This is a genomic window from Mesorhizobium sp. M1A.F.Ca.IN.020.04.1.1, assembly GCF_003997315.1.
Taxonomy (GTDB): Bacteria; Pseudomonadota; Alphaproteobacteria; order Rhizobiales; family Rhizobiaceae; genus Mesorhizobium.
On the sequence record NZ_RZSN01000075.1, the window covers coordinates 1 to 26,114 of the forward strand.

Consider the following 26,114-nt stretch of genomic DNA (forward strand, 5'->3'; position numbering starts at 1 on the left):
CCGCGATCCTGTCGATGGTGACGAAGTCGGCGAACGACTCGGCGACCGCGCTGGGCGAGTTGCTCGGCGGCAGCGAAGACAATTTTGCCCGCATGATGACGGCCAAGGCACGCCAGCTTGGCATGAACGGCACTGTCTTCCGCAATGCCAATGGCCTGCCCGATCCGGGCCAGTTCACCACGGCGCACGACATGGCGATGCTCGGCATCGCGCTCCGCGAGCACTTCCCGCAATATTACGGCTATTTCTCGCAGCGCTCGTTCCTCTATGGCCGCCAGCGCATCAACGGCCATAATCGCCTGCTCGGCCGCATCAAGGGTGTCGACGGCATCAAAACCGGCTACACGCGCGCTTCCGGCTACAACCTGGTCTCCTCAGTCGCCGATGGCGATCGCCGCCTCGTCGCAGTGGTGATGGGCGGCGCTTCCGGCCGCAGCCGCGACAACCAGATGGCTTCACTGATCAACACCTACCTTCCGCGCGCCTCGACCCGCGGCGGCGGCAACCTGATCGCCAAGGCGGGCGGCGGCAATCCGATCAAGGCTCTGGCCAAGGTCCTCCTGCCCAAGCATGACGCGCCGACTCCGGACGAAAAACCGGCTGTCGACGAAGTCGCTTCAGCCGATGACAGCGCGCCGGTCGCTGAGGAAACCAAGCCGGTGATCCAGGTCAGGAAGGTGAAGACGGTTGCGGTGGCCGCCATGGCTCCGGCAGCCGCGCCCCAAGAAACCACCTCAGAGACCGAAACCGCATCACAGCCCGAAGCCACGTCCCAGACGGTTGCCGCTTACGCCGAGCCGGCCGCAGCCGCCGCCCCGGCCATCGATCCGGTCAAGACGGCCTCGCTGCCGTCGGGATGGGTGGTGCAGGTCGCGTCCTCGCCGACGCAATCGGGGGCTCAGGCGCTTCTCGACAAGACGACCAAGCAGGCGCCGAAGGTGCTGGCCGACGCATCGGGCTTCACGGTCGCGTTCGACAAGGGCGGCGTCACCTACTACCGCGCCCGCTTCGGCGGTTTCGGCTCGAAGGACGCAGCCTGGAAAGCTTGCGACGCCCTGAAGCGAAAGAAGATCGAGTGCTACGCCGTCCAGCAATAGGCGGCTTTTGAACCTCCCGGGAAGTTCCGCGTCGAAGGAGACTAGTCGTGATTGGAGAGCAAGACGTCCTTGGCTTCATTGATCCGCGCCGCCAGGACAGACGTGCCGCCGACATCGGCGTTCAGGCGCTGCATCAGGCGGCGGTGCGCCTTGCGGATATCCGCCGCGGCAGCCCCCGCTTCAAGACCAAGGATCTTGTAGGCCTCCTCCTTAGTCATGGCGCCCGCACCTGGCGCAACACCCAGCCCTTCGCCACTGTCCGGCTGCGCGTCCTTGCGCCAGACGGGAAAACGGCCGTCAAGATACGTCTCTAGCAGTTGGCGGCTCTCCGGGTCCGGCCGCAGCTCGACATGGAGTTGCTGCAGCTCGGCGATCCCCATGGCGCTCAGCATTCTCCCCTCATAATGGCCGGCGAGAACAAGGCCTTCGAGCTTGCCGCTGTCGTGGTCGAGCTCCATTTCGAGAGCCGCGGTGCGCACGGTTGAGCGTTTGGCCACGACAAGTTTCGGTGGCGGTCGCCTCGCCCGCATCCAGGCATACCAGCCTGCAGCCGCAATCATCAGCAGGCCGCCAAAGCTGCTGCGGCCGACCACGAGCATCGTCGCGCCGATCAGGCCCAACAGCGCGGGCCCAAGCGTTCTGAGACTGTCCGCCATCCTCGCTGCGTCGGCACGCACAAAGATTGTCGCGGCGCCGAAAAGCACCAGGAGCACGGCTGCCAATGCGATGATCACGCCCATCAGTTTGCACCGCCATTCAAATGATTGTGCATCGAAATCAAGATGTGGCGCAGGGGCGGTGCTTGCAAGCCCCACACCGGGCCGCTCGAAGGGCCAGCAAGCGGAAGATGAGGACCTGGAGTCTTACAGCAGGCCGAGATCCGCAAGCTCCAGGCGCAGTTTCGGCGGCATCTCGGCCAATGCGGCCCTGCCCTTGCCGAGATCGGCCGGCGCATCGGAGGGCTTAAGATAACGCCAGCCCTGGAAGGCGCGGCGCGGCTGCCAGTCGGTGCGCACCACTTCGGGATCAAGCACGAGATGGCAGCGGCCGATGCCTTCGCCGTCGACGAAAGGCCGGATCTCCGTGATCAGCTGCCGGCATTGGACGTTGCCCTTGATCACCCAGTAGAGCGAGCCGCCATCGGTGATCTCCCCACCGCGCGTCGGCACCATGCGCGTGGTGTGCCAGTGCTCGGCCGGCTCGCCGGCGCGGCACCGCTCGTCGAGACGGAGGGCGATCCACTCTTCCAGGTCCTCGACGCTGTCGCAGCCGACGCAGAGTTTGACGAGATTCAGAGACATGCCCGCAATCTAGCGACAGCGCCGGAGGCATTCAACGCCAAGCGGGATTATGCACAGGCCGACTGCAGCCAAATCATGAGGCCAGCGCGGCCGTTTCGATCGCTTCGGCAAACCAAGCCCGCCGGTGGAAAGGGCAAGGTCAGCACTCGACCACGTTGACAGCGAGTCCGCCGAGGCTGGTTTCCTTGTATTTCTCGTTCATGTCGAGACCGGTCTGGCGCATGGTCTCGATCGCAGCATCCAGCGGCACGAAATGCGTCCCGTCGCCCTTGATGGCGAGCGAGGCGGCTGTCACCGCCTTGACCGCGCCCAGCGCATTGCGCTCGATGCAGGGCACCTGCACCAGGCCGCCGACCGGATCGCAGGTCATGCCGAGGTGGTGCTCGAGCGCGATTTCGGCGGCGTTCTCGACCTGCTCCGGAGTGCCTCCCATGACCGCGCAAAGCCCGGCCGCCGCCATTGCCGAAGCGGATCCCACTTCGCCCTGGCAGCCGACCTCGGCGCCCGAGATCGAAGCGTTTGACTTGATGATGCCGCCGACGGCGGCGGCCGTCAGCAGGAAGTCGCGGATGCTCGGCTGGTCGGCTTCGGGATGGAAATGCAGCCAGTAGCGCAGCACCGCCGGCAGCGTGCCGGCGGCACCGTTGGTCGGCGCAGTCACCACGCGCCCGCCGGCGGCGTTCTCCTCGTTCACCGCCATGGCATAGATCGACAGCCAGTCATTGGCTAGCAAGGGGTTGGGCCGGTTCTGCTGCCACTGTTCCTGCAGCTTGTCATGCAATTGGCGTGCGCGGCGCCGCACCTTCAGTCCGCCCGGCATGATGCCGTCCTGCGACAGCCCGCGGTCGATGCAGCCTTTCATGGCGCTCCAGATCGCGTCGAGGCCGGCGTCCAGCTCCTCGCGCGACATATGCGTTTCCTCGTTGGACCGCTTCATCTCGGCGATCGAAAGCCCGCTCTTGGCCGCCATCGCAAGCATCTCGACGGCGTTCTTGAACGGATAAGGCACCTTCTTGCCTTCCGTCGTTACCGAGCCCTTGGACTTCATGCGCTGCAACTCTTCCTCGGAAACGACGAAGCCGCCGCCGATCGAATAATAGATGCGCTTGAGCAGCAGCCGGTCGGACGCATCGTAGGCATAGAAGACCATGCCGTTGGCATGGCCGGTCAACGGCGTCTTGCGGTCGAGCACCAGATCCTTGGCCGGGTCGAAGCGGTAGGCCGGATGCCCAGGCGGCGAAATCCGTTTCTCCGTTCCGATGCGGGCAACGATGCTATCCGCCTCATCCGGATCGACTGTCTGCGGCGTCTCGCCGGCCAGTCCGAGGATGACGGCGCGGTCCGAGCCATGGCCGATCCCGGTATAAGCGAGCGAGCCGTGCAGGCTGGCGCCGATGCGATCGACCTTGACGCCGGCCGGGCGCGGCCAGTCGTCGGCGAGGATCTCGTCGAGGAAACGGCGGGCAGCCGTCATCGGCCCCATCGTATGCGAGCTCGATGGACCGATGCCGATCTTGAACAGGTCGAAAACCGAAAGGAACACGCGCCGCTGTCTCCTGGAGGCCGCTCAAAACTTACATATAGGAATTCTCGCGATGTTTCCGCTGTTTTGCATGTCGCGGCGCGGCGTCAGCCGACCTTGTTTGCTCCGGCAGCGACATGTACCGCTTGCTTCCGCCGTCGAAGCGCCCAGCCTGTGGTAAAAGAACGTATGGGCGATTCCCTTCATCTTTCGGCGACAGACCTGGCCGCTCTGGCCTTTTTCCTGGTCGTCTGGGTGCTGCATACGCTGGCCTCCGACGGCAAGCTCGTTAGCCGCAGGTCGCTGACCACGGCCATCAACGCTCAGCGCGAAGCCTGGATGCGCAACATGGCCGAGCGCGAGGTGCGCATAGTCGACACCGCCATCATGTCCGGGCTGCAGCAAGGCACCGCCTTCTTTGCCTCGAGCTCTCTGATCGCGCTCGGCGGCTGCTTTGCCCTTCTCGGGGCTTCCGACCGGGTTCTAACCATAATGGCTGACCTGCCGTTGGCCTCCGCATCCTCCCGCGAAGCCTTCCAGACCAAGATGTTCGGCCTGGTGCTGATCCTCGCCTTCGCCTTCTTCAAATTCGGCTGGGCCTACCGGCTGTTCAACTACTGCTCGATCCTGATCGGTGCCGTGCCGGTCCCGCATGGCGAGGCCTCGCGCAATCCGGTTAGCGGGGCGGCGGTGTGGCGGGCCACCCGCATGAACGTGCTTGCCGGCAAGCATTTCAATTCCGGCCTGCGCGCCGTCTTCTTCTCGATCGGCTATCTCGGCTCGTTCGTCGGCCCGACGGTGTTCGTGCTGTCGACGCTGGTGCTGCTTGCCGTGCTTGTGCGGCGCCAGTTCTTCTCGGCCGCGCGCCAGGCAGTGCTCGGTCAGCCGCCCGGCGCCGGGAAAGGTTGATCGATGCGGCCCGACAGCCAATAGGCGGAGAGCCCGATCCATTCGCGGATCGCCATGGTGGTCGCCTGCAGCGAATCGGCCGGATTGTCGCGGAACAGACCGATGCCTTCCTTGCCTGAGGTCCGGTAATCGACCGGCCAAGGGACGGTTGGAAAACCGGCCTTGTCGAACAGCGCCTTGGCGCGCGGCATATGGAAGGCAGACGTCACCAGCAGCCATGTCTCGCCCGGTTTCGGCTCGACCAGCCTGCGGGTGAAGACTGCATTTTCGTACGTGTTGCGGGACTTGTTCTCAAGAATCAGGCGATCGGGCGCGACCCCCAGCGCGCCAAGCAGGCGCGGCGCGGTGTCGGCATCGCCCTCGCCGTCCAGGAAAAGCTCGCCATTGCCGCCGGAGACGACCACATTCGCTTGCGGAAAACGCCTAGCGAGGATCGCCGTCTCGACCATGCGATCGCCGCCGCTGTTCAGCTCATAGCCGCCGCGCGCCAGATTGATCGCGCCCTCGAAAGCGCCGCCGAGCACGACGATGCCGTCGACCTTGTCCGGCAGCGGCGGCTTGGGAAAGCGTTCCTCCAGCGGATTGAGCATCATTGCGCCAAGCGAGGTCCAGGCCGAAAGCGCGAGGATCAGGAAGGCGAGCACGCTGCCGGTGCCGGCCAGCCGAGGGCGGCGGGAGAGCGCCGCCAGCAGACCGGCGAGCAGCAGGAAGATCGCCAGATTGAGCGGCTGGACGAGAAACCAGAGGATCTTGGAAAGATAATAGAACATCCCTCACCCCATTACGGCGCCGCGCGTCCGTTTGGACGCGCAAAGGACGCCACAACGCTAACGGACTAGATGAGGGACAACGCTACCACCACTTGTCCGGCTGGAACCTGCCCGCGGCCTGTTCGATGACGTGGGCGGTCTGGAACAGCGTTTCCTCGTCGAACGGCCTGCCGATGAGCTGCAGGCCGAGCGGCAGGCCTTTGCGGTCAAGGCCGGCGGGCACCGATATCCCCGGCAACCCGGCCATGTTCACCGTCACGGTGAAGATGTCGTTGAGATACATTTTCACTGGATCGGCGTTCATGTCCTCGTCGGCGACGCCGAAGGCAGCCGACGGTGTGGCCGGGGTCAGGATGACGTCGACACCGGCAGCAAAAACGGTCTCGAAATCGCGCTTGATCAGCGTGCGCACCTTCTGCGCCTGCAGGTAGTAGGCGTCGTAGTAACCCGCGGAAAGCACATAGGTGCCGATCATGATGCGGCGCTTAACCTCGGGGCCGAAGCCGGCGGCGCGCGTCTTCTCATACATGTCGACGATGTCCTTGCCGGGCACGCGCAACCCGTAGCGCACGCCGTCATAGCGGGCGAGGTTGGACGAGGCCTCGGCCGGCGCCACGATGTAGTAGGCCGGCAGCGCGTATTTGGTGTGCGGCAGCGAGATATCGACGATCTCCGCCCCGGCATCCTTCAGCCAGGCAATTCCTTTCTGCCAGAGCGCCTCGATATCCTCGGGCATGCCGTCGACGCGGTACTCCTTCGGAATGCCGACCTTCATGCCCTTGATCGGCTTGCCGATCACCGCCTCGTAGTCCGGCACCGGCCGATCGACCGACGTCGTGTCCTTCGGGTCGGAGGAGGCCATCGACTTCAATAGGATCGCGGCGTCGCGCACATCGCGCGCGATCGGACCGGCCTGGTCGAGCGAGGACGCGAAAGCGACCACGCCCCAGCGCGAGCAGCGGCCATAGGTCGGCTTGATGCCGACGGTGCCGGTGAAGGCTGCCGGCTGGCGGATCGAGCCGCCGGTATCGGTCGCGGTGGCGCCGGCGCAGAGGAAGGCGGCGACCGCGGAAGCCGATCCGCCGGAGGAGCCGCCCGGCACCAGCTGGGCGTTATCCAACGTCCGCGCGGTCTTCGCGCCGCCGGCCGAGACAAACCCGCCGTCGCCCTGATGCGTCGTCGGCGTCACCACCGTGTCGAGGCGCGAGCGCCGCCAAGGATTGATGACCGGGCCGTAATAGGAGGTCTCGTTGGAGGAGCCCATGGCGAACTCGTCCATGTTGAGCTTGCCGAGCATAACGGCGCCGTCGGCCCACAGATTGGATGTGACGGTCGATTCGTAGCGCGGTTGGAAACCGTCGAGCACATGGCTGCAGGCCTGGGTGTGGACGCCTTCGGTGGCGAACAGATCCTTGATGCCGAGCGGAATTCCTTCGAGCGCCCCGCCCTCGCCCTTGCCGAGCTTCGCGTCGGAAACCTTGGCCATCTCGCGCGCCTTGTTGCCGGTCACCGCGACATAGGCATTGAGCACCGGATTGGCGCGCTCGATCGCCGAGAGATAGGCTTCGGTGATCTCGGCAGCCGAAATCTCCTTGCCGCGCAGCTTGGCGCGGGCCTCGGAAATGGTGAGATGTGTGAGGTCGCTCATCAGGCAAGGCTCTTTTCGTAAAACACCGACCATTCCGAGTCGGGATATTCCAGCACCGGGCCGCAACGCGAAAACCCGGCGCGTTCGTAGACGGCCCAGGCGGCAGGGTGGCGATCGCCGGTCTCCAGAACCAGGCGCTTCAGGCCTTCCTGCCGCGCCAGACCCTCGATCCGCGCAACGATTTGGGCACCGATCTTCTGGCCGCGATGCGTGGGCCGCGTGTACATGCGCTTGACCTCGCCGACCGCGTCCGCATGACGCTTCAGCGCGCCGCAGCCGACCGCAAGGCCAGCGTCGCGGGCGACGAACACGGTCGTGTCGTGGCCAGCCATCTGCTCGACGGTGAGGTGATAGCAATGTTCCGGCGGCGTCAGTTCGAGCAGCGCGGTGTTGAGTTCTGCGACCAGCGCGCGCACGTCGTCCTGCAAGGGCGTCTCGACGCCGATTTCGACGGCCATCCTGCCCTTACTCCACAACCTTGGGAACGAGGAAGAAATTCTCTTCCATGGCCGGCGCGTTGGCGACGATGTCGACCGCCTTGTTGCCGTCGGTGATCATATCCTGCCGCTTCTTCATCTCCATCGGCGTGACCGAAGTCATCGGTTCGACGCCGGAGACGTCCACCTCGTTCAACTGCTCGACGAAGCCAAGGATGGCGTTCAGCTCGCCTGTCATGCGCTCGGCATCCTGCTCGCTCACGGCAATGCGGGCAAGGTGCGCGACGCGCTTCACGGTCTGAAGATCAACGGACATGTCTATTTGCCTCGGGAAAACCAGTGCGGGCTATAGCGGCGCCGCGCTTGCGGCGCAACATAGATCATGCCGCCGACCGGGATGCGGTGCTTCGGGCGCCGCTCTAGGTAGTGTACCCTACTACATAGGGCGAACGCCTAGATCGTGATCGCCTTGCCGATCTCGGGCAGCGCCACCTTGACGCCGGATCCCTCCATGCCGGCGACGAATTTGTCGGCGGTCTGGTCGATCATCGGGAAGGTGCCGAAATGGCAGGGAACGACCGTATCGAAGCGGAAAAAGCGGCGGCAGGCTAGGGCAGCCACCGCGCCGCCCATGGTGAAGCGATCGCCGACCGGCACGATGCCGATCTTCGGTTCATGCAATTCGTTGATCAGCCCCATATCGGAAAAGATGTCGGTGTCGCCCATGTGGTAGAGCGTCTTGTCCTCCGGGAAATGCAGCACGAGCCCGCCCGGATTGCCGAGATAGGTGTTGGTACCGTCTTGTCCGCCGAACGAAGAGGAGTGCAAAGCCTGGACGAAAGTGGCGGTGAAGGGACCGCAATCGACCGTACCGCCGATATTGCCGGGATTAATCTTCTTATCGCTGACGCCCTGGCCGACGAGATACATGCAGATCTCGAAATTGGCGACAAGCATGGCGCCGCTCTTCTTCAGCACCTCGGCGGCGCCGCTGATATGATCGCTGTGGCCATGGGTCAGAAGAACATGCGTCACCCCTTCGGCTGGATTTTCCCAGCCGCCCGTCCATGACGGATTGCCGACCAGATACGGGTCGATGAGGATCTTGGCGTCGTTGGTCTCGATGCGGAATGCCGAATGTCCATACCAGGTCAGTTTCATGAAGGAATTCCTCGATTTTCTCGTTGCCGGAGGATAGAACGCCGAAAGCAAATTGAAAGTCCCGCGGCCGATCAAAAAGCCGCGCGGCGACTAACCAGGACGAGCGGTTGGGCATCATAAGCATCGAGGAATTGCCGGCACTTCTCGCGGGCGGCCGCACGCTCGCCGGGCTTGATCTGGGCGACAAGACGATCGGCGTGGCGGTGTCGGACCGAAGCCTGTCCTTCGCCCATCCGCGCCCGGTCATCCTGCGCAAGAAGTTTTCGCTCGATGCCGCCCAGTTGCTGGCTCAGCTCGAGAAGGACAATGTCGGCGCGATCGTGCTCGGCCTTCCCGTCAACATGGACGGATCGGAAGGTCCGCGCGCCCAGAAGTCCCGCGCCTTCGCGCGCAACATGGCCGCCTTGTCCGACCTGCCCTTCGTGCTGTGGGACGAGCGGCTGTCGACGGTCGCGGCGGAACGGACGCTGATCGAGATGGATTTCTCGCGCAAGAAGCGCGCCGGCAAGATCGATTCGGCGGCGGCGGCCTTTATTCTGCAGGGAGCGTTGGACCGACTCCAGTCGCTCGGCCAAGCTGATCAGGGCTGACAGGGCCTTCCCGGCGCCGCCTGATCCATTCGGCGATTTGGCGCCGGCGGCGGAATGCCACCAGCCCGAGCAGCAGGAAACTGTCGAACACACAGGCCCGCGCCACCATACCGGGGATGATTCCCGGATCGACGCCGAGCATCTGGCCGTAAAGCTGGAAGACCAGGTCGTGCAATTGGCGGCTGAGCATCACGTAGCCGAAATTGATGTCGTTGAGAGACAGGAAGAACCAGCCCCAGAACAGGACCAGCGGAGCCGCCCAGAATGCGAACAAGGCGCGCATCAGCGGCGACCTCCGGGTCTGGTTTCCGGCCGGCTGGAGATGCGGGACAGGAGCGAGCTGTGCGCGACGCCCGCTGCCATGCGATGGGAAACCAGGGGGGCTTCGCCTTCATGCAAGGTCATCGCGGCGAGAGCCGAGCGTCGCTCGGCGAGCACCGCGACATAAGAGGCGAGCAGCGCCGTCATCTGGATGGCGACGACCATGAACAGCCCGTTGATGCCTTGCGCGGCGCCGCCGACGAGAATCACCGAAAGCAGGAAGGAGGCGCAGATGAAGGCTATCCGCACCACCGTATCGCCCGCATCCGGCCTTGTCGCGATGTTGAGCAGCGTCTCGACGAAGGCCCAGCAGAACAGCAGCGCGACGATCAGCAGAGCGACCGCGAGCGGCGCCACGACGAGAGCATGATCGAGATCCGGGAAACGGCTGCTTTGCAGCGAGACGCCAAGCACGCCGAGCGCCGACGCGATGCCGCGATTGCCATCCATGCAGATGTAGGCCAGCAGGGCGAAGACAACCGCCCAATGCAAGGCCAGAAATGATGTCAAAACGTGCCGCATGCGCTTCCTGCCTGGGAGCACGGGATCGTCATGGTTAACATTTCCCTACTCCGGTGGACAGAGTGGGCTCCGCGAAGCCTCCCCGCAACGGAAACCATTCGTTAAGGTTAACGGCAATCCACAGGCCGGCGATCGAACGCCTTTCAGGCCGCTCAATTCAGCGGCGGGTAAAGCGTGTCGATGATCATGCGCGCGTCATGGCGCGAATCGAGCATGCCGTAGGTGGTGCGCCATTGGCCGCCGAGTCTTGTTTCGACGAAGGCGTCGGCGATCCGCCCTGCCCCCAGCCGGCGCAGCTCCGCCGCCGCCGCCGAAAGCGCCAGCTGTTCGGTCAGCAGGCGAGCAGAGCCCTGGTCGGTCGAAGCCACCTGCATGGCCGCATTGAGCACGCTGATGGTGCCCCGCCCGCCGGCGCCGAGGTCGCGGTCGATGCCGGCCAGCACCTCCTCGAACAGGCCTGGCGCGCGGCCAAGCACACGCAGCACGTCGAGCGCCATGACGTTGCCGGAGCCTTCCCAGATCGCGTTGACCGGAGCCTCACGGTAATAGCGAGCAAGCGGCGCTTCCTCCACATAGCCGTTGCCGCCGAGGCACTCCATCGCCTCGTAAAGCAAGGCCGGTGCGATCTTGCATACCCAGTATTTGACCACCGGCGTCATGGCGCGTGCAAAGGCCGCCTCGCCGCGATCGCTCGCCGCCTCGTCGAAGGAACGCGCCAGCCGGAACGACAGCGCCGTCGCGGCGGCAACGTCGAGCGCCATGTCGGCAAGGACCCGCTGCATCAGCGGTTGATCGACCAGACTGGTGCCGAACACCTGGCGATGGCGCACGTGGTGGACGGCTTCGGCCAGCCCGGCGCGCATGAGCGCTGACGAAGCGACGGCGCAGTCGAGCCTGGTCAGCGTGACCATGTCCATGATCGTCTTGATCCCGGCGCCCGGCTCGCCGACCATCTCGCCGATGGCATTGGCGAACTCGACCTCCGACGAGGCGTTGGAGCGGTTGCCGAGCTTGTCCTTCAGGCGCTGGAAACGGAAGCCATTGCCCGAGCCGTCGCCCAGAATGCGCGGAACCAGGAAGCATGAAAGCCCTTCCGGCACCTGGCCGAGCACGAGAAAGGCGTCGGACATCGGCGCCGACATGAACCATTTATGCCCGGTCAGCCGATAGAAGCCGTTTCCCGCGCGCTCGGCCTTTGTGACATTGGCGCGCACGTCGGTGCCGCCCTGTTTCTCGGTCATACCCATGCCGAGGGTAAGCCCGGTCTTTTGCACCGGCGGCTTCTGGCTCTGGTCGTATTTGCGCGTTGTCACGCGCGGCGCCCATTCGCGGAACAGCTTTGGGCTCGCCATCAGCGCCGCCAGCGAAGCGCTGGTCATGGTGATGGGGCAAAGATGTCCGGTCTCGAGCTCCGCGGTCAGGTAGAAGCGCGCCGCCCTCACCTGATGCCGGCGGCCGATCTCGGCATCGCCGTTTTCCCAAACCGAGGAATGCAGGCCGCCGGCAACCGAGCGTCGCATGAGCGCGTGATAAGCGGGATGAAACTCGACCAGATCGACGCGTCGGCCCTGGCGGTCATGCGTCCTGAGCTTCGGTGTGTCGGTGTTGGCGAGCCGGGCAAGTTCCTGTGCTTCCTGCGTCATGACGAACCTGCCGAGCCCGTCCAGATCCTTGCGGACGGAATCGGAAAAACGCTCGGCAAGCTGGATGAGCAACGGATCGCCCCGCCATGCGTTGCCGCCCGTCAGTGGCGGCGGCTGGTTGATCACCTCGTCGGTCACGCCCAATCCTTCAGTTGGCAGAGAGGTCCTTACCATCTCAAGGCCGCGGTCGCGAATCCGAAGCCATCGGGCCTTATAGCCAAGCAATGCAAGGCGCGCGACGAAAATACCGGGGAGAACGCGCGCAATCCAAAGCTGGCGCTTGCGGCTGGCCGGACCGCACCCTATAGCAGCGCCTTGAGATGACCGACGCTTCGTCCCTGCCGCTGTTCCCTCACCGCCATCTTCTAGGCATCCGCGATCTTTCCCCCGCTGATATCGAGCTGTTGCTCGATCGCGCCGACCGGGCCGTCTCGATCTCGCGGCAATCTGAAAAGAAGACCTCGACGCTGCGCGGCCGGACACAAATCAACCTCTTCTACGAGGCCTCGACCCGCACGCAATCGTCCTTCGAGCTCGCCGGAAAACGGCTCGGGGCCGACGTCATGAACATGTCGGTGGCGAGCTCTTCGGTGAAGAAGGGCGAGACCCTGATCGACACCGCCATGACGCTCAACGCCATGCGTCCGGATATCCTGATCATCCGCCATCAGTCGGCGGGCGCGGCAGCGCTTCTGGCGCAAAAGGTCGGCTGCTCGGTGGTCAACGCCGGCGACGGCGCGCATGAGCACCCGACGCAGGCGCTGCTCGACGCGCTGACCATACGCCGCGCCAAGGGACCGCTGTCGAAGCTGATCGTGGCGATCTGCGGCGACATTCTGCATTCGCGCGTCGCCCGCTCCAACATCATGCTCTTGAACGCGCTCGGCGCGCAGGTGCGGGTGGTCGCACCCTCCACGCTGCTGCCCGCGGGCATCGACAGGATGGGCGTGATCGTGTCGCGCTCGATGGCGGAAGGACTGAAGGACGCCGACGTCGTGATGATGCTGCGCCTGCAGCGCGAGCGCATGGAAGGCGCCTTCGTGCCGTCGATCCGCGAATATTTCCGCTATTTCGGCCTCGACGCCGAGAAGCTGAAAGCGGCCAAGGAGGATGCGCTGGTCATGCATCCCGGGCCGATGAACCGCGGCGTCGAGATCGCCTCGGAGATCGCCGACGGGCCGCAGAGCGTCATCCAGGAACAGGTCGAGATGGGCGTAGCCGTGCGCATGGCGGTTATGCAAGCGCTGTTAGACCCGCGTCGCAACCAGGAGGGACGCGGCGCATGAGCGTGACGGTCTTCAACAAGGCCCGCATCGTCGACCCCTCGCGCGGTGTCGACGAGATCGGTGCGGTAATCGTCGACGGCCGCCGGATCGTCGCCGCCGGCAAGGCGGCGCTGAACCAGGGCGCGCCCGAAGGCGCTGTCGTCATCGACTGCGCCGGCAAGACGATTATTCCGGGTCTCATCGATGCCCGCGTCTTCATCGGCGAACCCGGCGGTGAGCACCGCGAGACCATCGCCTCGGCAAGCGTCGCTGCGGCAGCCGGCGGCGTCACCTCCATCGTCATGATGCCTGACACCAATCCGGTGATCGACAATGTGGCGCTGGTCGAATTCGTGCTGCGCACGGCAAGGGACACCGCAAGCGTCAACATCTTCCCAGCGGCGGCAATCACCAAGGGTCTCGACGGCCGCGAGATGACCGAGTTCGGCCTGCTGCGCGAAGCCGGCGCCGTGGCCTTCACCGATGGTCGACACACGATCGCCAACGCCTTGGTCATGCGCCGCGCGCTGACTTATGCCCGCGATTTCGGTAGCGTGATCGCGCATGAAACCCAGGATGCCGACCTTGCCTCGGCCGGCGTGATGAACGAGGGCCTTTATGCGAGCTGGCTCGGCCTTTCCGGCATCCCGCGCGAGGCCGAGCTCATCCCGCTGGAGCGGGACCTGGCGCTGGCGCGGCTGACCGGCGGCGCCTATCACGCCGCCAAGATCTCGACTGCAATGGCGGTTGGCGCGGTGAGCCGGGCAAAGGCCGACGGCGCCAATGTCACGGCGGGCGTCGCCATCCACAATCTGTCGCTCAATGAGAACGATGTCGGCGAATACCGCACCTTCTTCCGGCTCACCCCGCCCTTGCGCGCCGAGGACGACCGGATGGCGATGGTCGAGGCGATCAAGGACGGCACGATCGATCTCATCGTCTCCTCGCACGACCCGCAGGATGTCGATACCAAGCGACTGCCTTTCGCGGATGCCGCCGCCGGGGCGATCGGGCTGGAGACGCTGCTTGGCGCAGCACTTCGGCTCTACCACAATGGCGATGTGCCGCTGCTCAGGCTGGTTGAGACCCTGTCCACCGCGCCGGCAAGACTGTTCGGCCTGCCCGGCGGCACGCTGAAGCCGGGTGCCGCGGCCGATCTTGCGCTGGTCGATCTTGACGAGCCCTGGATCGTCAGCGAGAGCGGCCTGCACTCGCGGTCGAAGAACACCTGTTTCGAAGGCGCGCGCCTTCAGGGCAAAGTCTTGCAAACCATGGTAGCGGGCCGCACAGTGTTTTCGGCCTGAACATCAATCGACCAAAGCCGGAAGCAGCTGGATCGGCTGAAATAGGTGGGGAAACAATGGGTTACGGGCTCGCACTGATCTTCGGATACCTGCTCGGCTCGATTCCGTTCGGGCTGTTGATTACCCGCGCGGCCGGTCTCGGCGATGTCCGCCAGATCGGTTCAGGCAACATCGGCGCGACCAATGTGCTGCGCACCGGCAACAAGGGGCTCGCCGCTGCGACGCTGCTGCTCGATGCGCTGAAGGGCACCGCGGCAGTGCTGATCGCCGGACATTTCTCGCCGGACTTCGGACTGCTCGCCGGCTTCGGCGCTCTCCTTGGCCATCTCTTTCCGGTCTGGCTAGGATTCAAGGGCGGCAAGGGCGTCGCCACCTACCTCGGCGTGCTGCTCGGGCTTGCCTGGCAGGGCATGGTTGTCTTCGCCGTTGTCTGGCTCGCCATGGCCTTCCTGTTCCGCTACTCCTCGCTCGCGGCGCTCGCGGCGACGGTGGTCGTGCCGATCGCGCTTTACTTCATCAGCACGCCTCAGATCGCCGGCCTGTTCGGGCTGATGAGCCTGATCGTCTTCGTCAAGCACCGCGCCAACATCTCGCGGCTGCTCGCCGGCACCGAGGGCAAGATCGGGGCGAAGGGGTGAGTGCTCCGGTCGCCGGCCCGCGGCTTAGCGAGCGGCAACGGCTTGCCTGGCTTCGCCTGATCCGCACGCCGAATGTCGGCCCTGCCTCTTTTCGCGAACTGATCAACCGCTTCGGCTCGGCCGAAGCCGCGCTCGAAATGCTGCCCGAGCTGATGATCTCGGGCGGCGCCAACCGCGTCGCTCGCATTCCCTCCGCCGGCGAAGCCGAGGCGGAGTTGGAAGCGGCCCGGCGCGCCGGCGCCCGCTTCGTCGGCATCGGCGAAGCAGACTATCCCGCTTTGCTGAAGACCCTGGACAACCCGCCGCCGCTGTTGGCGGTGAAGGGTGAAGGCGCGGTGTTCCGTCTCCCTGCGGTGGCGATCGTCGGCGCCCGCAACGCCTCGCTCGCCGGCATCAAGATGGCGAGAATGCTGGCGAGCGACCTCGGTCGCGAGGGCTACGCCATCGTCTCCGGCCTCGCACGCGGCATCGACACCGCGGCGCATCAGGGGAGCCTTTCGACCGGCACGGTCGGAGTGCTGGCCGGCGGCCTCGATGTGCCCTACCCGCCGGAAAATGCCGGTCTGTGCGACGACATCGCCGAGCGCGGCGGCGCCATCGTTTCGGAAATGCCCTTCGGCTGGCAGCCGCGAGCGCAGGATTTCCCGCGCCGCAACCGCCTCGTCGCCGGCATTGCGCTCGGGCTCGTCGTGGTCGAAGCCGCACAGCGCTCGGGTTCGCTGATCAGCGCCAGGCTGGCCGGCGAGATGGGCCGACTGGTCTTCGCGGTTCCAGGCTCGCCGCTCGACCCGCGTGCCGCCGGCAGCAATGCGCTGCTCAAGGACGGCGCCACGCTCGTCACCGAAGCGGCCGACATTCTGGGCGCGCTGGCACCGCTGGCTGGCACTCGCCCGCCAAGGACCATGCCGCTCGCCGAGGCGCCCCACTTGTCGGCAATGCCGCCGCCCGGCGAAGACGAACGCGCCGACGTGCTGGAAGCGCTCGGCCCGACGCCGATCGCGGTCGACGAGATCATCCGCCACACAGGCCTGAGCGCCGCGCAGATCGCCATGGTGCTCTTGGAGCTCGACCTCGCCGGACGCCTCGAGCGCCATGCCGGCGGGAATGTGTCGCTGGTGGCGTGAACCCGGCTGCTCCGACCTGCGGCTTCAGCGTTAGCGGAACAAATATTTGGACACTTCAGGATTGCCGCGGCGCCACATCACGTTGTCCAGAAAATAGTGGTGCACGTTGATGAAGATCAGCACGATGAAGAAGAACAGCGAGGACCCGAGGACTTGCTTGTCGTAGGGGATCAAGGCGGTCATCGCCATCGGCATAAGCCAGAAGCCGAGATATCCGAGCGCACCACCCCCGACGATGAATCCCAGAACCCTAAGCCTGTAGAGAGGTCCGAGAAAGGACAGTACCTTCGCTTGCGGATTTTGTGCGGCATCCGCGACGTCGCGCTCGACGTTCGTCTGGTAGCGCCAGACCACGGCCAGATACTGCAGCGAGTGGAGCGCCGGCACCACTAGCAGCCAGAGCGGGTTTATCCTCGCAATCAGGATCCACAGATAGAGCGACGCGACATAGGCTACGATGCCGTTATACGGCAGCGCATGACCATTTCTGTGCCAGCGGTTGATCAGCATCAGAACCGTGGCCGCCGTCGAGGCGACGGCCGCTAGCAGGGCAATGTTGGTTATCCAGGAAGGGACCGCGAATGTGTAATATTCCAGGCCGTAATATTTCCCTTGGGTCACCGCCGTGTTCGTCTGGAGCCATGCCAGGATCCACACGACATAGCTGTTGACCAGCAGCACCTTCTTGTCACGATTGTCGAAGAATTTACGCTTCAGGACGGCGTCGACCATCAGCATGCCGTAGCCTTGCTTGACGTAGTGCCAACCGACGAAGAAGAACATGGCGTTGGCTGCGTATCCCAGCAGCTGAGTGTCCGCCCTTGCCGCGCCATATGCAAAGAACGCGGCCATGATCAGGGGGACGACGATGCCCGCCAAAATGTAGCGAAGCTGCAGGCTCTTCTCGTATCCGTTGCCTCTCACCTTGCGCCCGAAATTGCGATAGAAAATCTGGTACGAGTGGGCGAAGTGGGGGTAGTTGACCAGATATGCCACGACGACCATGGTTGCAGCGACGAGGCCTTCATATTCGAGCGGCACCAGGAACAGGATGGGCAGGATCAGAAACGCGCTGCCGCCGAGCATGAGGAAATCGGCGACCGGGCCAAACAGATATTTGCCAGGCAGCGTCGCCGCTTTAGCGGCTGAAGCATCCACCGAAAGGTCAAGTGCCATGGTCGAGCTCTCCTTCGGGAAGCATCGAGCTTAGCCGCCACCCCGCCTGGCGACAAGGTTGGGGTGCCGCTCCAGCCTTTGCCGACGTCTCGATCCCCAGTTAGATGGAAAACTGAACGCGTTTCGGCGACTGCAGCTCGCGCCCCATCTTTGCCGCCTGAAAGATCGTCAGCAAGACCAGGATCGGCTCACCGTCTGTCGGATTGACGGTCAGGGCCACGCGGCCGAGTTCGTCACTCATGGCGCAAGTCCAGTCTTTGACGGCAATCACCTTCTTCTCGGGCAATTTATCCTCCCTTGGGCCGCCATCCTGACGCTACCTGCCAGGTTGCACGGAACCAGGCATGGCGCGGCCGGCCCACACCGGATCGATCCTACTCGCCGGGCAACCATGGCCCCGGCGGAATTCGAACACAAGCAATCGCGAATGTAAAAGCAACCGATCAGCCGGCAGTATCAGAGGGCACCGTCAAGTTGCATGATCCAGCAGCCTGGTTGCGACGGTTTCACGGCGATGCTCTGAATTGGCGCGATCGATGCCGTCTACGGTGATCGCGAACATCCCGTTTTCGATCCTTGCTATCCAGCTCTTTGCCTTCAGATACCAAAGATGAAATTCCAGATGTTCTCGCGGGCAGCCCGACAAGCGTTCGAGCTCTTCATCGCCAATGCCAGGATTGTTGACGTCCTGTCGACGTTTTACATAGAGAAGCGACAGCAGCTTGGCCTGGATGACAACGTCCCGTTCAAGCCCTTTGGCATCGCTGGCTTCTTCGGCGAGCTCGCGGCGAACACTCAAATGGTCTCTATACTGGACATCGTATTGGGCGCGTTTGACTGGATCCTTGAGCGTATTGTGGGCTTCTACGATTTCGCTGAAGCGTGACTCATTGCCGGTATCCCGATTGTCGGGATGGTAGCGCATGGCAAAGTAACGAAATATCCGCTCGATCGTTTCCGAATTGGCGTTCGGGCTGATCTCGAGCAGCTCATAGTAGTCAACGAACATAGTGGTGATTCCACAGAATCGATATTGCGACACCACTCCCCAACCGCAGCATCGCGCAACCGTCCTGCCCGCGCAAGCCGCATGCCGAGCATGAGTGTCTCTGCGCAAGCGATCTTGCGGAATCTGGCAGTCAGAACTCACAGAAGCTGTTGAGCGGCCTAGGCGGGATGCTGCGCCAAGGATGCCGTCAACTTAACGCGAGCTGGCATCGAAGCGCTTTGGGAAGAACTCGCCGGGCGAGGCCCCCAACAACGGCCTTCAAGCCCGACGAGCTGCCGGGGATCAAGCCGGCCATGTCTGCGGTGCAAAGCCAATGCCAAGCATTCCCGTCCCAAGACGAGACAGGAAGACCAAATGCCACCTGGTCGGGTCGTTTCGGCTGCCGGGCTTTCTCGGTGCCAATCACGAATCTGGCAGCCACAGATAAGCCGGGGCGTGAGAAGCGGTCTGCCGTCTCGAAGTCGAAACCTTATCTCGTTGAAATGGCCTGGATATTTGGTGAGCGCGATGGGATTCGAACCCATGACCTACTGATTAAAAGTCAGTTGCTCTACCGGCTGAGCTACGCGCTCCCGCGGGCTCAAAACGCCGCCCTCGAAATTGCGCGGAACATAGGGAGAGTGCCGCGACCGGTCAACCGGAAAAACACCGGCTTCCAAGGCGGATTTTTGAACGGATTCCAAGGGAGCGCTTAAGGTGGCCGGGACAAGCTTTCGGTGCCTCCACCAATCACCCGGACCCGGGCCGCTTCAGAAAGCCCTACGATAACAACAGGTTGATGGAGATGCGGGAACCATTGCAACCCAGGCTCGTTTCGCAACACAGGGACGATTACCAAACCCTTGAGGAGTACATCGATGAAAAGGATCGCATCAGGCCTGATGGCAGCCGCCCTCTCGGCGTCGTTCATCGCGGCGGAGATGGTGCCGGTCAACGCTCAGCCGGCCTATGTGCCACAATCCCAGGGCCTCTGGTCGGATGTCCAGACCGTGCAGTATCGGGATTGGAGACGACACCGCAGCTTCAACCGCGATTTCTCGCGTCGGGACGGCGTCGTCTACTGGAATGGCCATCGCGGCTACCGTGAATATCGCCGCGGCTATCGCCGGCATGGCGATTATTGGTTCCCGCTCGCTGCCTTCGCCACCGGCGCGCTGATTACCGGCGCCATCATCAACAGCCAGAACCGCGTCTATCGTGGCGGCGATGCGCATGTGCAGTGGTGCTATGACCGTTATCGGTCTTATCGCGCCTCGGACAACACTTTCCAGCCCTACAACGGCCCGCGTCAGCAGTGCGTTTCGCCCTACTGACAGCCTCCAGTCAGTATCCAGGGTCGTTGACCGAGCCCGTGCCGCAAGGCACGGGCTCTCTGTTCATTCAGCTGGCCCAGTTGACGCTTTTCAATATCAGGTACAGGCCCCCGCCTTCCCCTCGCGGTGAGCGATAGGCTCCGAGCGCGTTGCAAATCCGAACCATGGCACCAGTCAGTCCCCAACCAAGCGCTTCGAGGTCATCGGCCACGTCGAGCACATAAGCCTGCGCCAGTTCGTCTATGCCCTTCTCCTCGCCGAATGACCGAACCAGTTTGGCGTCGCTGAGAAGGTCGCCCGGCAAATTTGAATTTGCCCAAGCCCATAGCCAGTTGTCCGCCTTGGCGCTTGTAGAGCCGGCAATCTGTATGTGAGCGACCACCTTGACGACACCATCTGCCGAAAAAAGCAGTTTTCCGGTGGTTAAGTCATAGTCGTAGCGCTGCCAGCTGCCGAGGCGGAATTCATCCTCCAAACGATGGTTCTTGGCGTTCAGTTGGTCGAAAGCCTCGTCACGCCATGCGGGGTACCAGTCCGGATGCTTCATGCCCCCTCGCCTTGCCGTGTCTCCCGCGCCCCTCATTGCACACTCAGCGTCCTGCGCACTGCGTCGCGCCAGCCACTCAGCTTGGCGGAACGGGTGGCGGCGTCCATATCCGGCTTGAAGCGCTTATCGAGAGCCCAGGTCTTGGCAAACTCCTTCGCCTTCGGCCACACGCCGGCTTTGGATCCGGCAAGCCAGGCGGCACCCAGCGCGGTCGTTTCCAGGATGGTCGGCCGATCGACCGGCGCGTCGAGGATGTCGGCCAACCTCTGCATGGTCCAATCCGATGCGACCATGCCGCCGTCGACCCGCAGCACGGTCTTGGCGGAAGCGCCCTTCCAATCCTTGCGCATGGCGTCGAGCAGGTCGCGCGTCTGGAAGGCGACGGATTCGAGCGCCGCGCGCGCGAACTCGGCCGGGCCTGAATTGCGCGTCAGGCCGAAGATCGCGCCGCGGGCATCCGCGTCCCAGTGCGGCGCGCCCAGGCCGACAAAGGCCGGCACCAGATAGACTTGTTGCGCCGGATCGGCGGTCGCCGCCAGCGCGCCGCTCTGCTCGGCCTTGCCGATCACCTTGATGCCGTCGCGCAGCCATTGCACGGCGGCACCCGCAATGAAGATCGAGCCCTCCAGCGCATAGGTGGTCTTGCCGTTCAACCGATAGGCGATGGTGGTCAAGAGCCGGTTCTTCGAGCGCACCAGATCGGCGCCGGTGTTCAGCAGCGCGAAGCAGCCGGTGCCGTAGGTGGACTTCATCATGCCCGGCTCGAAACAGGCCTGGCCGATGGTCGCTGCGTGCTGGTCGCCGGCGACCCCGAGAATCCTCATCTCGGCGCCGAAAAGGCTCTTTTCTGTGACACCGAAATCATCGGCGCAGTCCTTCACCTGCGGCAGGACCGCGGCCGGTATGTTCAGGATGGACAGCAGCTCGTCGTCCCAGACATTCTTCTCGATGTTGTAGACCAGCGTGCGCGAGGCGTTGGTGGCATCGGTGGCGTGTACCTTGCCGCCGGTCAGGCGCCAGATGAGAAAACTGTCGATCGTGCCGGCGAGCAATTCGCCTTTCTCGGCGCGCTTTCTCGCGCCCTTCACCTTGTCCAGCATCCAGGCGATCTTGGTGCCGGAGAAATAGGGATCGAGCAGCAACCCGGTCTTTTTCGTGAACGTCTTCTCCAGCCCTTGCTTCTTGAGCTTCTGGCAAAGCGGCGCGGTTCGTCTGTCCTGCCACACAATCGCGTTGTGGATCGGTTTTCCCGTCGCCTTGTCCCAGATGACCACCGTCTCGCGCTGGTTGGTGATGCCGATCGCGGCCATATCCGATGCTGCGCAACCGGCAGCCTTCAGCGCCGCCTTCACTGTCGCGAGCACGCTTGCCCAAATGTCTTCCGGATCATGCTCGACCCAGCCGGAAGCCGGATAATGCTGCGTGAATTCCTGCTGGCCCGTGCCGGCGACTTTCATTTCGCTGTCGAAGACGATCGCCCTGGTCGAGGTCGTTCCCTGGTCGATGGCCAGCACAAAACCGCTCATTCCGTCCCTCCACTTCTCATGCAACAGGGGAGACGGCCAAGCCGCCTCCCCTGCATTTCCTACACAGGCTCGCGGGCCTGCGTCATGCAGTTACTGCTGCTGCCAGCTCTTCACCAGCTCGTCGTAGTTGATGGTGATCGGCTTTTCCTTTTCGTTCTCGATCTTCAACTGCGGCGCAAGGTTGCCCTTCGAGACCGCGTCCTTGTTCCAGTATTCGAGATCATGCTCTTCGGCCATCTTCGGGCCGATATCGCCCTGGACGCCCGACTTTTCGATGCGGCTCATGACCTTTTCCTGCTCGGCGCAAAGCGAGTCCATCGCTTCCTGCGCGGTTTTGGCGCCCGACGACGCATCGCCGATCGCCTGCCACCAGAGCTGAGCGAGCTTCGGATAGTCAGGCACGTTGGTGCCGGTCGGCGACCACTGGACGCGGGCCGGCGAGCGGTAGAACTCGATCAGGCCGCCGAGCTTCGGAGCGCGCTCGGTGAAGCTCTTGTCGTGGATCGTGCTCTCGCGGATGAAGGTCAAGCCGACATGGCTCTTCTTCACGTCGACGGTCTTCGAGGTGACGAACTGGGCGTAAAGCCAGGCGGCCTTGGCGCGGTCGGTCGGCGTCGACTTCATCAACGTCCAGGAACCCACGTCCTGGTAGCCGAGCTTCATGCCGTCCTTCCAGTAGACACCATGCGGCGACGGCGCCATGCGCCACTTCGGCGTGCCGTCGTCGTTCAGCACCGCCTTGGCGCTGGCGTCGACCATCGAGGCAGTGAAAGCGGTGTACCAGAAGATCTGCTGGGCCACCCCACCCTGCGCCGGAACCGGGCCGGATTCGGAGAAGGTCATGCCCTGCGCTTCGGCCGGAGCGTAGGCCTTCAGCCAGTCGAGGTATTTCTGGATCGAGTAGACGGCAGCCGGACCATTCGTGTCGCCGCCGCGCGCGGTGCAGGAGCCCACGGGCCGCGAATTCTCGTCGACCTTGATGCCCCATTCGTCGACCGGCAGGCCGTTCGGAATGCCCTTGTCGCCGTTGCCGGCCATGGACAGCCAGGCGTCGGTGAACCGCCAGCCGAGCGACGGGTCCTTCTTGCCGTAGTCCATGTGGCCGTAGACCTTCTTGCCATCGATTTCGCGGCCGGTGAAGAACGCGGCGATGTCCTCATAGGCCGACCAGTTGACGGGAACGCCGAGGTCGTAGCCGTACTTGGCCTTGAAGTCGGCCTTGTTCTTCTCGTCGTTGAACCAGTCGTAGCGGAACCAGTAGAGGTTCGCGAACTGCTGGTCCGGCAGTTGATAGAGCTTCTTGTCGGGCGCCGTCGTGAACGAGGTGCCGATGAAGTCCTTCAGGTCGAGATTCGGATTGGTGACGTCCTTGCCGTCGCCTTCCATCCAGTCGGTCAGGTTGCGCACCTGCTGGTAGCGCCAGTGCGTGCCGATCAGGTCGGAGTCGTTGACCCAGCCGTCATAGAGGTTCTGACCGGTCTGCATCTGGGTCTGGATCTTCTCGACGACGTCACCTTCCTGGATCGTGTCGTGGGTGACCTTGATGCCAGTGATGGCCGAGAAGGCCGGCGCCAGCACCTGCGCTTCATAGGAATGGGTGGCGATGGTTTCCGACACGACCTTGATGTCCATGCCGGCAAACGGCTTGGCTGCGTCGATGAACCACTGCATTTCCTTTTCCTGATCGGCGCGCGAAAGCGTCGACAGATCACCTATCTCCTTGTCGAGAAAGGCTTTTGCCTCGTCCATACCGGCATAGGCGTTACCTACGCCCAGCAATAGTGCAATGGCTGTCGTTGATGTAAAAATTTGCCGTCGCATGTGTTTCCTCCAGTCTTAGGTTGCAAGTGCGATCTGGACCGGCCGCCGGCACGCGGCCGCTCCAACTATTTCCCCCTCTATACGTATCGGAATACGCCGATCGCGTAGACCACGGAGAGAGCGAGAGCCCACCACAGGTTGGGTCCAACGAGACCCAGCCAAGCGAGATGGATAAAGGCGCTGCCGAGCAGCGACAGGAAGAGGCGGTCGCCGCGCGTCGTTTCGAAGCGCAGGATCCCGACGCGCGGATTGCCGCCGGGCGAGGCATATTCCCAGGCCGCCATGCCGACCAGCAGCAGCAATACGGTTCCGAAGAAAGCCGCTGTCGGCAACGTCCACGCCATCCAGGAGAAGTCGAGGTTCATCGATCACACCCTCCCCAGGGCGAAGCCCTTGGCGATATAGTTGCGCACAAACCAGATCACGAGCGCGCCGGGGATCAGCGTCAGCACGCCGGCTGCGGCGAGCAGCCCCCAGTCCATGCCGGCGGCCGAGACGGTGCGGGTCATGGTGGCCGCGATCGGCTTGGCGTCGGTCGTCGTCAGCGTTCGGGCGATCAAAAGCTCCACCCAAGAGAACATGAAGCAGAAGAAGCAGGCGACACCGATGCCGCTGGCGATCAGCGGCATGAAGATCTTTACGAAGAAGCGCGGGAAGGAATAGCCGTCGATATAGGCGGTCTCGTCGATCTCCTTCGGCACCCCGGACATGAAGCCTTCCAGGATCCACACCGCCAGCGGCACGTTGAACAGACAGTGCGCCAGCGCCACCGCGATATGCGTGTCGATCAGGCCGAAGGCCGAATAGAGCTGGAAGAACGGCAGGGCGAACACCGCCGGCGGCGCCATGCGGTTCGTCAACAGCCAGAAGAACAGGTGCTTGTCGCCGAGGAAGCGGTAGCGCGAGAAGGCGTACGCCGCGGGCAGCGCCACGGCCACCGAGATCACCATGTTCATCACCACATAGGTGATCGAATTGATGTAGCCCGAATACCAGGACGCATCGGTGAAGATGGTGCGGTAGTTTGCCAGCGTCGGATTGTGCGGGAACAACGTCAGCGACGAGACGATCTCCGCATTGGTCTTGAAGCTCATGTTGATGAGCCAGTAGATCGGCAGCAGCAGCACGACGATGTAGAGTGTCGGCACAATCCACCACCAGCGCGATTCCTCGCCCCGGCGCCGCATCAGCTTCGCCACCTCGTCCTGCGAAAGGGTGCTGCCTACCTCGGTGACCGCCGCTTCGCTTACGCGTGTCGTCTCGTTTGCGCTCGCCATCTCAGCGCTCCGCGTCGTAGTTGGTCATCACGGTGTAGAACACCCACGACAACAACAGGATGATCAGGAAATAGACCAGCGACATGGCCGCCGCCGGACCGAGATCGAACTGACCGAGCGCCATCTTGACGAGGTCGATCGACAGGAACGTGGTCGAATTGCCGGGACCGCCGCCGGTGACGACGAAGGGCTCGGTATAGATCATGAAGGAGTCCATGAAGCGCAGCAGCACCGCGATCAGCAGCACGCGCTGCATCTTCGGCAACTGGATGTAGCGGAACACCGCCCAGCGCGAGGCGCCGTCGATCTTGGCCGCCTGGTAGAAGGCGTCCGGGATCGAAACCAGGCCGGCATAGCAGAGCAGCACGACCAGGCTCGTCCAGTGCCACACGTCCATGATGATGACGGTGACCCACGCGTCGATCGGATCCTGGACATAGTTGTAGTCGATGCCGAATGCGTTGACGTAGTAGCCGAGCAGGCCAATGTCGTTGCGGCCGAACACCTGCCAGATCGTGCCGACAACGTTCCATGGGATGAGCAGCGGCAGCGCCATCAGCACCAGGCAGACCGGCACGCCCCATCCCTTCTTCGGCATGTTGAGCGCGATGAAGATGCCGAGCGGCACCTCGATCGCCAGGATGATGAAGGAGAAGATCAGGTTGCGCGCCATCGCTTCCCAGAAGCGGTCGGACGCCAGCAACTCCTCGAACCACTCGGTGCCGGCCCAGAAGAAGACATTGTTGCCGAACGTGTCCTGCACCGAATAGTTGACGACGGTCATCAGCGGAATGACGGCCGAGAAGGCCACCAGCACCAACACCGGCAGGACGAGGAACCAGGCTTTGTTGTTCCAGGTCTTTTCCATCTACGCCCCCATCTCGACGCGCCATGAATCGGCATAGATGTTGATGCCGGCCGGATCGAAGCGGACCCTGGGTTCGGTCGGCACCTCATCGTCCTCGCCGATGACGGCGGCGATCTCTTTGCCCTCGAGATTGGCGCGAACCACCTTGTGGCGGCCAACATCCTCGACCTTGCTGACGGAAACCGCCATGCCTTCGCGGCCGAGCCGGACATATTCGGGACGGATGCCGAGCTCGACGGGACCGGCTTCGGCCTTGGGTGCGCCCGGCAGTTCGATGCGCTGCGAGCCGAGCAACGCCGTCCTGCCTTCGAGCGCAACCGGAAGC

29 protein-coding genes and 1 tRNA gene are annotated in these 26,114 nt (G+C 63.5%); 8 read left to right on the forward strand and 22 right to left on the reverse strand.

What is annotated here, in order from left to right; translation table 11 throughout:
• Positions 1 to 1,097: D-alanyl-D-alanine carboxypeptidase (locus EOA49_RS16595; RefSeq protein WP_127243259.1), on the forward strand; the 1,097-nt coding region annotated here is incomplete at its 5' end.
• Between the two features lie 41 nt (positions 1,098 to 1,138).
• On the opposite strand, the gene EOA49_RS16600 is transcribed toward EOA49_RS16595, so the two are convergent.
• The 3 genes from EOA49_RS16600 to EOA49_RS16610 all read right to left on the reverse strand — a co-directional run bounded on the left by EOA49_RS16600 (position 1,139) and on the right by EOA49_RS16610 (position 3,941).
• A complete protein-coding gene (locus tag EOA49_RS16600; protein ID WP_127240662.1) occupies positions 1,139 to 1,837 on the reverse strand; it encodes a molecular chaperone DnaJ in 699 nt (232 codons plus the stop codon).
• Between the two features lie 123 nt (positions 1,838 to 1,960).
• A complete protein-coding gene (locus tag EOA49_RS16605) occupies positions 1,961 to 2,398 on the reverse strand; it encodes a DUF1489 family protein (RefSeq protein WP_127240649.1) in 438 nt (145 codons plus the stop codon).
• A gap of 139 nt (positions 2,399 to 2,537) precedes the next feature.
• Positions 2,538 to 3,941: an L-serine ammonia-lyase gene (locus tag EOA49_RS16610; RefSeq protein WP_127240650.1), complete on the reverse strand. Its 1,404-nt coding sequence runs from the start codon at positions 3,939 to 3,941 to the stop codon at positions 2,538 to 2,540.
• Positions 3,942 to 4,109: 168 nt separating this feature from the next.
• Here EOA49_RS16610 and EOA49_RS16615 point away from each other — a divergent pair, with 168 nt between their 5' ends.
• Entirely contained in the window at positions 4,110 to 4,829 is a 720-nt protein-coding gene (locus tag EOA49_RS16615) for a DUF599 domain-containing protein (protein WP_127243260.1), read from the forward strand.
• On the opposite strand, the gene EOA49_RS16620 is transcribed toward EOA49_RS16615, so the two are convergent.
• The 5 genes from EOA49_RS16620 to EOA49_RS16640 form a co-directional block, all read right to left on the reverse strand.
• The gene (locus EOA49_RS16620; protein WP_127240652.1) at positions 4,802 to 5,599 is read right to left on the reverse strand and encodes a YdcF family protein; all 798 of its coding nucleotides are present in this window, start codon (positions 5,597 to 5,599) and stop codon (positions 4,802 to 4,804) included. The genes EOA49_RS16615 and EOA49_RS16620 overlap by 28 nt on opposite strands.
• An 82-nt stretch (positions 5,600 to 5,681) precedes the next feature.
• Entirely contained in the window at positions 5,682 to 7,247 is a 1,566-nt protein-coding gene (locus tag EOA49_RS16625) for an amidase family protein (protein WP_127240653.1), read from the reverse strand.
• On the reverse strand, positions 7,247 to 7,705 hold the full coding sequence (locus tag EOA49_RS16630) for a GNAT family N-acetyltransferase (RefSeq protein WP_127240654.1): 459 nt from the start codon (positions 7,703 to 7,705) through the stop codon (positions 7,247 to 7,249). The genes EOA49_RS16625 and EOA49_RS16630 overlap by 1 nt, the downstream gene beginning before the upstream one ends.
• A gap of 7 nt (positions 7,706 to 7,712) precedes the next feature.
• Positions 7,713 to 8,000 (reverse strand): Asp-tRNA(Asn)/Glu-tRNA(Gln) amidotransferase subunit GatC, encoded by a 288-nt coding sequence (gatC, locus tag EOA49_RS16635; protein WP_095800780.1) that lies wholly within the window; start codon positions 7,998 to 8,000, stop codon positions 7,713 to 7,715.
• Positions 8,001 to 8,137: 137 nt separating this feature from the next.
• The gene (locus EOA49_RS16640) at positions 8,138 to 8,845 is read right to left on the reverse strand and encodes a metal-dependent hydrolase (RefSeq protein ID WP_127240655.1); all 708 of its coding nucleotides are present in this window, start codon (positions 8,843 to 8,845) and stop codon (positions 8,138 to 8,140) included.
• Positions 8,846 to 8,952: 107 nt separating this feature from the next.
• Between EOA49_RS16640 and ruvX the strand changes: the two genes are divergently transcribed.
• Positions 8,953 to 9,435 (forward strand): Holliday junction resolvase RuvX, encoded by a 483-nt coding sequence (gene ruvX / locus EOA49_RS16645; RefSeq protein ID WP_127240656.1) that lies wholly within the window; start codon positions 8,953 to 8,955, stop codon positions 9,433 to 9,435.
• Here the strand turns inward: ruvX and EOA49_RS16650 are convergent.
• From EOA49_RS16650 to EOA49_RS16660, 3 genes are all read right to left on the reverse strand, one after another.
• A complete protein-coding gene (locus tag EOA49_RS16650) occupies positions 9,377 to 9,718 on the reverse strand; it encodes a DUF6105 family protein (protein ID WP_066992578.1) in 342 nt (113 codons plus the stop codon). The two genes, ruvX and EOA49_RS16650, sit on opposite strands and share 59 nt — an antisense overlap.
• Positions 9,718 to 10,278 carry a hypothetical protein gene (locus EOA49_RS16655; RefSeq protein WP_127240657.1) on the reverse strand — a complete coding sequence of 187 codons (561 nt, stop codon included), beginning with the start codon at positions 10,276 to 10,278 and terminating at the stop codon, positions 9,718 to 9,720. The genes EOA49_RS16650 and EOA49_RS16655 overlap by 1 nt, the downstream gene beginning before the upstream one ends.
• 152 nt (positions 10,279 to 10,430) lie before the next feature.
• Positions 10,431 to 12,059: a DNA alkylation response protein gene (locus EOA49_RS16660; RefSeq protein ID WP_127240658.1), complete on the reverse strand. Its 1,629-nt coding sequence runs from the start codon at positions 12,057 to 12,059 to the stop codon at positions 10,431 to 10,433.
• 182 nt (positions 12,060 to 12,241) lie between these two features.
• Between EOA49_RS16660 and EOA49_RS16665 the strand changes: the two genes are divergently transcribed.
• The 4 genes from EOA49_RS16665 to dprA are packed head-to-tail and all read left to right on the forward strand — an operon-like array spanning position 12,242 to position 16,252.
• Positions 12,242 to 13,207 carry an aspartate carbamoyltransferase catalytic subunit gene (locus EOA49_RS16665; protein WP_095777744.1) on the forward strand — a complete coding sequence of 322 codons (966 nt, stop codon included), beginning with the start codon at positions 12,242 to 12,244 and terminating at the stop codon, positions 13,205 to 13,207.
• Positions 13,204 to 14,490: a dihydroorotase gene (locus EOA49_RS16670; RefSeq protein WP_095800782.1), complete on the forward strand. Its 1,287-nt coding sequence runs from the start codon at positions 13,204 to 13,206 to the stop codon at positions 14,488 to 14,490. Before EOA49_RS16665 ends, EOA49_RS16670 begins: the two co-directional genes overlap by 4 nt.
• Positions 14,491 to 14,546: 56 nt before the next feature.
• Positions 14,547 to 15,128, forward strand: a complete 582-nt coding sequence (gene plsY, locus EOA49_RS16675; RefSeq protein WP_127240659.1) for a glycerol-3-phosphate 1-O-acyltransferase PlsY — start codon at positions 14,547 to 14,549, stop codon at positions 15,126 to 15,128.
• On the forward strand, positions 15,125 to 16,252 hold the full coding sequence (gene dprA / locus EOA49_RS16680) for a DNA-processing protein DprA (protein WP_127240660.1): 1,128 nt from the start codon (positions 15,125 to 15,127) through the stop codon (positions 16,250 to 16,252). The genes plsY and dprA overlap by 4 nt, the downstream gene beginning before the upstream one ends.
• Before the next feature lie 30 nt (positions 16,253 to 16,282).
• On the opposite strand, the gene EOA49_RS16685 is transcribed toward dprA, so the two are convergent.
• The 4 genes from EOA49_RS16685 to EOA49_RS16700 all read right to left on the reverse strand — a co-directional run bounded on the left by EOA49_RS16685 (position 16,283) and on the right by EOA49_RS16700 (position 19,009).
• Entirely contained in the window at positions 16,283 to 17,428 is a 1,146-nt protein-coding gene (locus EOA49_RS16685) for a hypothetical protein (protein WP_127243261.1), read from the reverse strand.
• A gap of 100 nt (positions 17,429 to 17,528) precedes the next feature.
• On the reverse strand, positions 17,529 to 17,714 hold the full coding sequence (locus tag EOA49_RS16690; RefSeq protein ID WP_066992556.1) for a hypothetical protein: 186 nt from the start codon (positions 17,712 to 17,714) through the stop codon (positions 17,529 to 17,531).
• 183 nt (positions 17,715 to 17,897) lie between these two features.
• Positions 17,898 to 18,437 carry a J domain-containing protein gene (locus EOA49_RS16695; RefSeq protein ID WP_067319800.1) on the reverse strand — a complete coding sequence of 180 codons (540 nt, stop codon included), beginning with the start codon at positions 18,435 to 18,437 and terminating at the stop codon, positions 17,898 to 17,900.
• A 496-nt stretch (positions 18,438 to 18,933) separates the two neighbouring features.
• Positions 18,934 to 19,009 (reverse strand) — tRNA-Lys (locus EOA49_RS16700).
• A gap of 285 nt (positions 19,010 to 19,294) precedes the next feature.
• Here EOA49_RS16700 and EOA49_RS16705 point away from each other — a divergent pair.
• The gene (locus EOA49_RS16705) at positions 19,295 to 19,750 is read left to right on the forward strand and encodes a BA14K family protein (protein WP_066992550.1); all 456 of its coding nucleotides are present in this window, start codon (positions 19,295 to 19,297) and stop codon (positions 19,748 to 19,750) included.
• 67 nt (positions 19,751 to 19,817) lie between these two features.
• On the opposite strand, the gene EOA49_RS16710 is transcribed toward EOA49_RS16705, so the two are convergent.
• The 7 genes from EOA49_RS16710 to EOA49_RS16740 form a co-directional block, all read right to left on the reverse strand.
• On the reverse strand, positions 19,818 to 20,297 hold the full coding sequence (locus EOA49_RS16710; protein WP_067319793.1) for a DUF6882 domain-containing protein: 480 nt from the start codon (positions 20,295 to 20,297) through the stop codon (positions 19,818 to 19,820).
• Between the two features lie 32 nt (positions 20,298 to 20,329).
• Complete coding sequence (gene glpK, locus EOA49_RS16715) at positions 20,330 to 21,823, reverse strand: glycerol kinase GlpK (protein ID WP_067319790.1); 1,494 nt, start codon at positions 21,821 to 21,823, stop codon at positions 20,330 to 20,332.
• A 90-nt stretch (positions 21,824 to 21,913) separates the two neighbouring features.
• The gene (locus EOA49_RS16720; RefSeq protein ID WP_127241811.1) at positions 21,914 to 23,644 is read right to left on the reverse strand and encodes an ABC transporter substrate-binding protein; all 1,731 of its coding nucleotides are present in this window, start codon (positions 23,642 to 23,644) and stop codon (positions 21,914 to 21,916) included.
• A gap of 77 nt (positions 23,645 to 23,721) precedes the next feature.
• On the reverse strand, positions 23,722 to 24,009 hold the full coding sequence (locus tag EOA49_RS16725) for a DUF2160 domain-containing protein (RefSeq protein WP_067319787.1): 288 nt from the start codon (positions 24,007 to 24,009) through the stop codon (positions 23,722 to 23,724).
• 3 nt (positions 24,010 to 24,012) lie between these two features.
• Positions 24,013 to 24,921 carry a carbohydrate ABC transporter permease gene (locus tag EOA49_RS16730; RefSeq protein ID WP_066992537.1) on the reverse strand — a complete coding sequence of 303 codons (909 nt, stop codon included), beginning with the start codon at positions 24,919 to 24,921 and terminating at the stop codon, positions 24,013 to 24,015.
• 1 nt (position 24,922) lies between these two features.
• Positions 24,923 to 25,789 carry a sugar ABC transporter permease gene (locus tag EOA49_RS16735; protein ID WP_066992534.1) on the reverse strand — a complete coding sequence of 289 codons (867 nt, stop codon included), beginning with the start codon at positions 25,787 to 25,789 and terminating at the stop codon, positions 24,923 to 24,925.
• Positions 25,790 to 26,114, reverse strand: a 325-nt coding sequence (locus EOA49_RS16740; protein ID WP_127243262.1) for a TOBE domain-containing protein, incomplete at its 5' end; no start/stop codon positions are given.

Excerpts from the sequence above, each read along its gene's own strand:
- EOA49_RS16600 (WP_127240662.1), bottom strand. The coding sequence starts at position 1,837 with ATGGGCGTGATCATCGCATTGGCAGCCGTGCTCCTGGTGCTTTTCGGC.
- EOA49_RS16695 (WP_067319800.1), bottom strand. The coding sequence starts at position 18,437 with ATGTTCGTTGACTACTATGAGCTGCTCGAGATCAGCCCGAACGCCAAT.
- EOA49_RS16605 (WP_127240649.1), bottom strand. The coding sequence starts at position 2,398 with ATGTCTCTGAATCTCGTCAAACTCTGCGTCGGCTGCGACAGCGTCGAG.
- EOA49_RS16665 (WP_095777744.1), top strand. The coding sequence starts at position 12,242 with ATGACCGACGCTTCGTCCCTGCCGCTGTTCCCTCACCGCCATCTTCTA.
- EOA49_RS16670 (WP_095800782.1), top strand. The coding sequence starts at position 13,204 with ATGAGCGTGACGGTCTTCAACAAGGCCCGCATCGTCGACCCCTCGCGC.
- EOA49_RS16625 (WP_127240653.1), bottom strand. The coding sequence starts at position 7,247 with ATGAGCGACCTCACACATCTCACCATTTCCGAGGCCCGCGCCAAGCTG.
- EOA49_RS16730 (WP_066992537.1), bottom strand. The coding sequence starts at position 24,921 with ATGGCGAGCGCAAACGAGACGACACGCGTAAGCGAAGCGGCGGTCACC.
- EOA49_RS16650 (WP_066992578.1), bottom strand. The coding sequence starts at position 9,718 with ATGCGCGCCTTGTTCGCATTCTGGGCGGCTCCGCTGGTCCTGTTCTGG.
- gatC (WP_095800780.1), bottom strand. The coding sequence starts at position 8,000 with ATGTCCGTTGATCTTCAGACCGTGAAGCGCGTCGCGCACCTTGCCCGC.
- EOA49_RS16640 (WP_127240655.1), bottom strand. The coding sequence starts at position 8,845 with ATGAAACTGACCTGGTATGGACATTCGGCATTCCGCATCGAGACCAAC.
- EOA49_RS16620 (WP_127240652.1), bottom strand. The coding sequence starts at position 5,599 with ATGTTCTATTATCTTTCCAAGATCCTCTGGTTTCTCGTCCAGCCGCTC.
- EOA49_RS16710 (WP_067319793.1), bottom strand. The coding sequence starts at position 20,297 with ATGAAGCATCCGGACTGGTACCCCGCATGGCGTGACGAGGCTTTCGAC.
- EOA49_RS16630 (WP_127240654.1), bottom strand. The coding sequence starts at position 7,705 with ATGGCCGTCGAAATCGGCGTCGAGACGCCCTTGCAGGACGACGTGCGC.
- glpK (WP_067319790.1), bottom strand. The coding sequence starts at position 21,823 with ATGAGCGGTTTTGTGCTGGCCATCGACCAGGGAACGACCTCGACCAGG.
- EOA49_RS16720 (WP_127241811.1), bottom strand. The coding sequence starts at position 23,644 with ATGCGACGGCAAATTTTTACATCAACGACAGCCATTGCACTATTGCTG.
- EOA49_RS16725 (WP_067319787.1), bottom strand. The coding sequence starts at position 24,009 with ATGAACCTCGACTTCTCCTGGATGGCGTGGACGTTGCCGACAGCGGCT.
- EOA49_RS16735 (WP_066992534.1), bottom strand. The coding sequence starts at position 25,789 with ATGGAAAAGACCTGGAACAACAAAGCCTGGTTCCTCGTCCTGCCGGTG.
- EOA49_RS16615 (WP_127243260.1), top strand. The coding sequence starts at position 4,110 with ATGGGCGATTCCCTTCATCTTTCGGCGACAGACCTGGCCGCTCTGGCC.
- EOA49_RS16685 (WP_127243261.1), bottom strand. The coding sequence starts at position 17,428 with ATGGCACTTGACCTTTCGGTGGATGCTTCAGCCGCTAAAGCGGCGACG.
- EOA49_RS16705 (WP_066992550.1), top strand. The coding sequence starts at position 19,295 with ATGAAAAGGATCGCATCAGGCCTGATGGCAGCCGCCCTCTCGGCGTCG.
- EOA49_RS16655 (WP_127240657.1), bottom strand. The coding sequence starts at position 10,278 with ATGCGGCACGTTTTGACATCATTTCTGGCCTTGCATTGGGCGGTTGTC.
- plsY (WP_127240659.1), top strand. The coding sequence starts at position 14,547 with ATGGGTTACGGGCTCGCACTGATCTTCGGATACCTGCTCGGCTCGATT.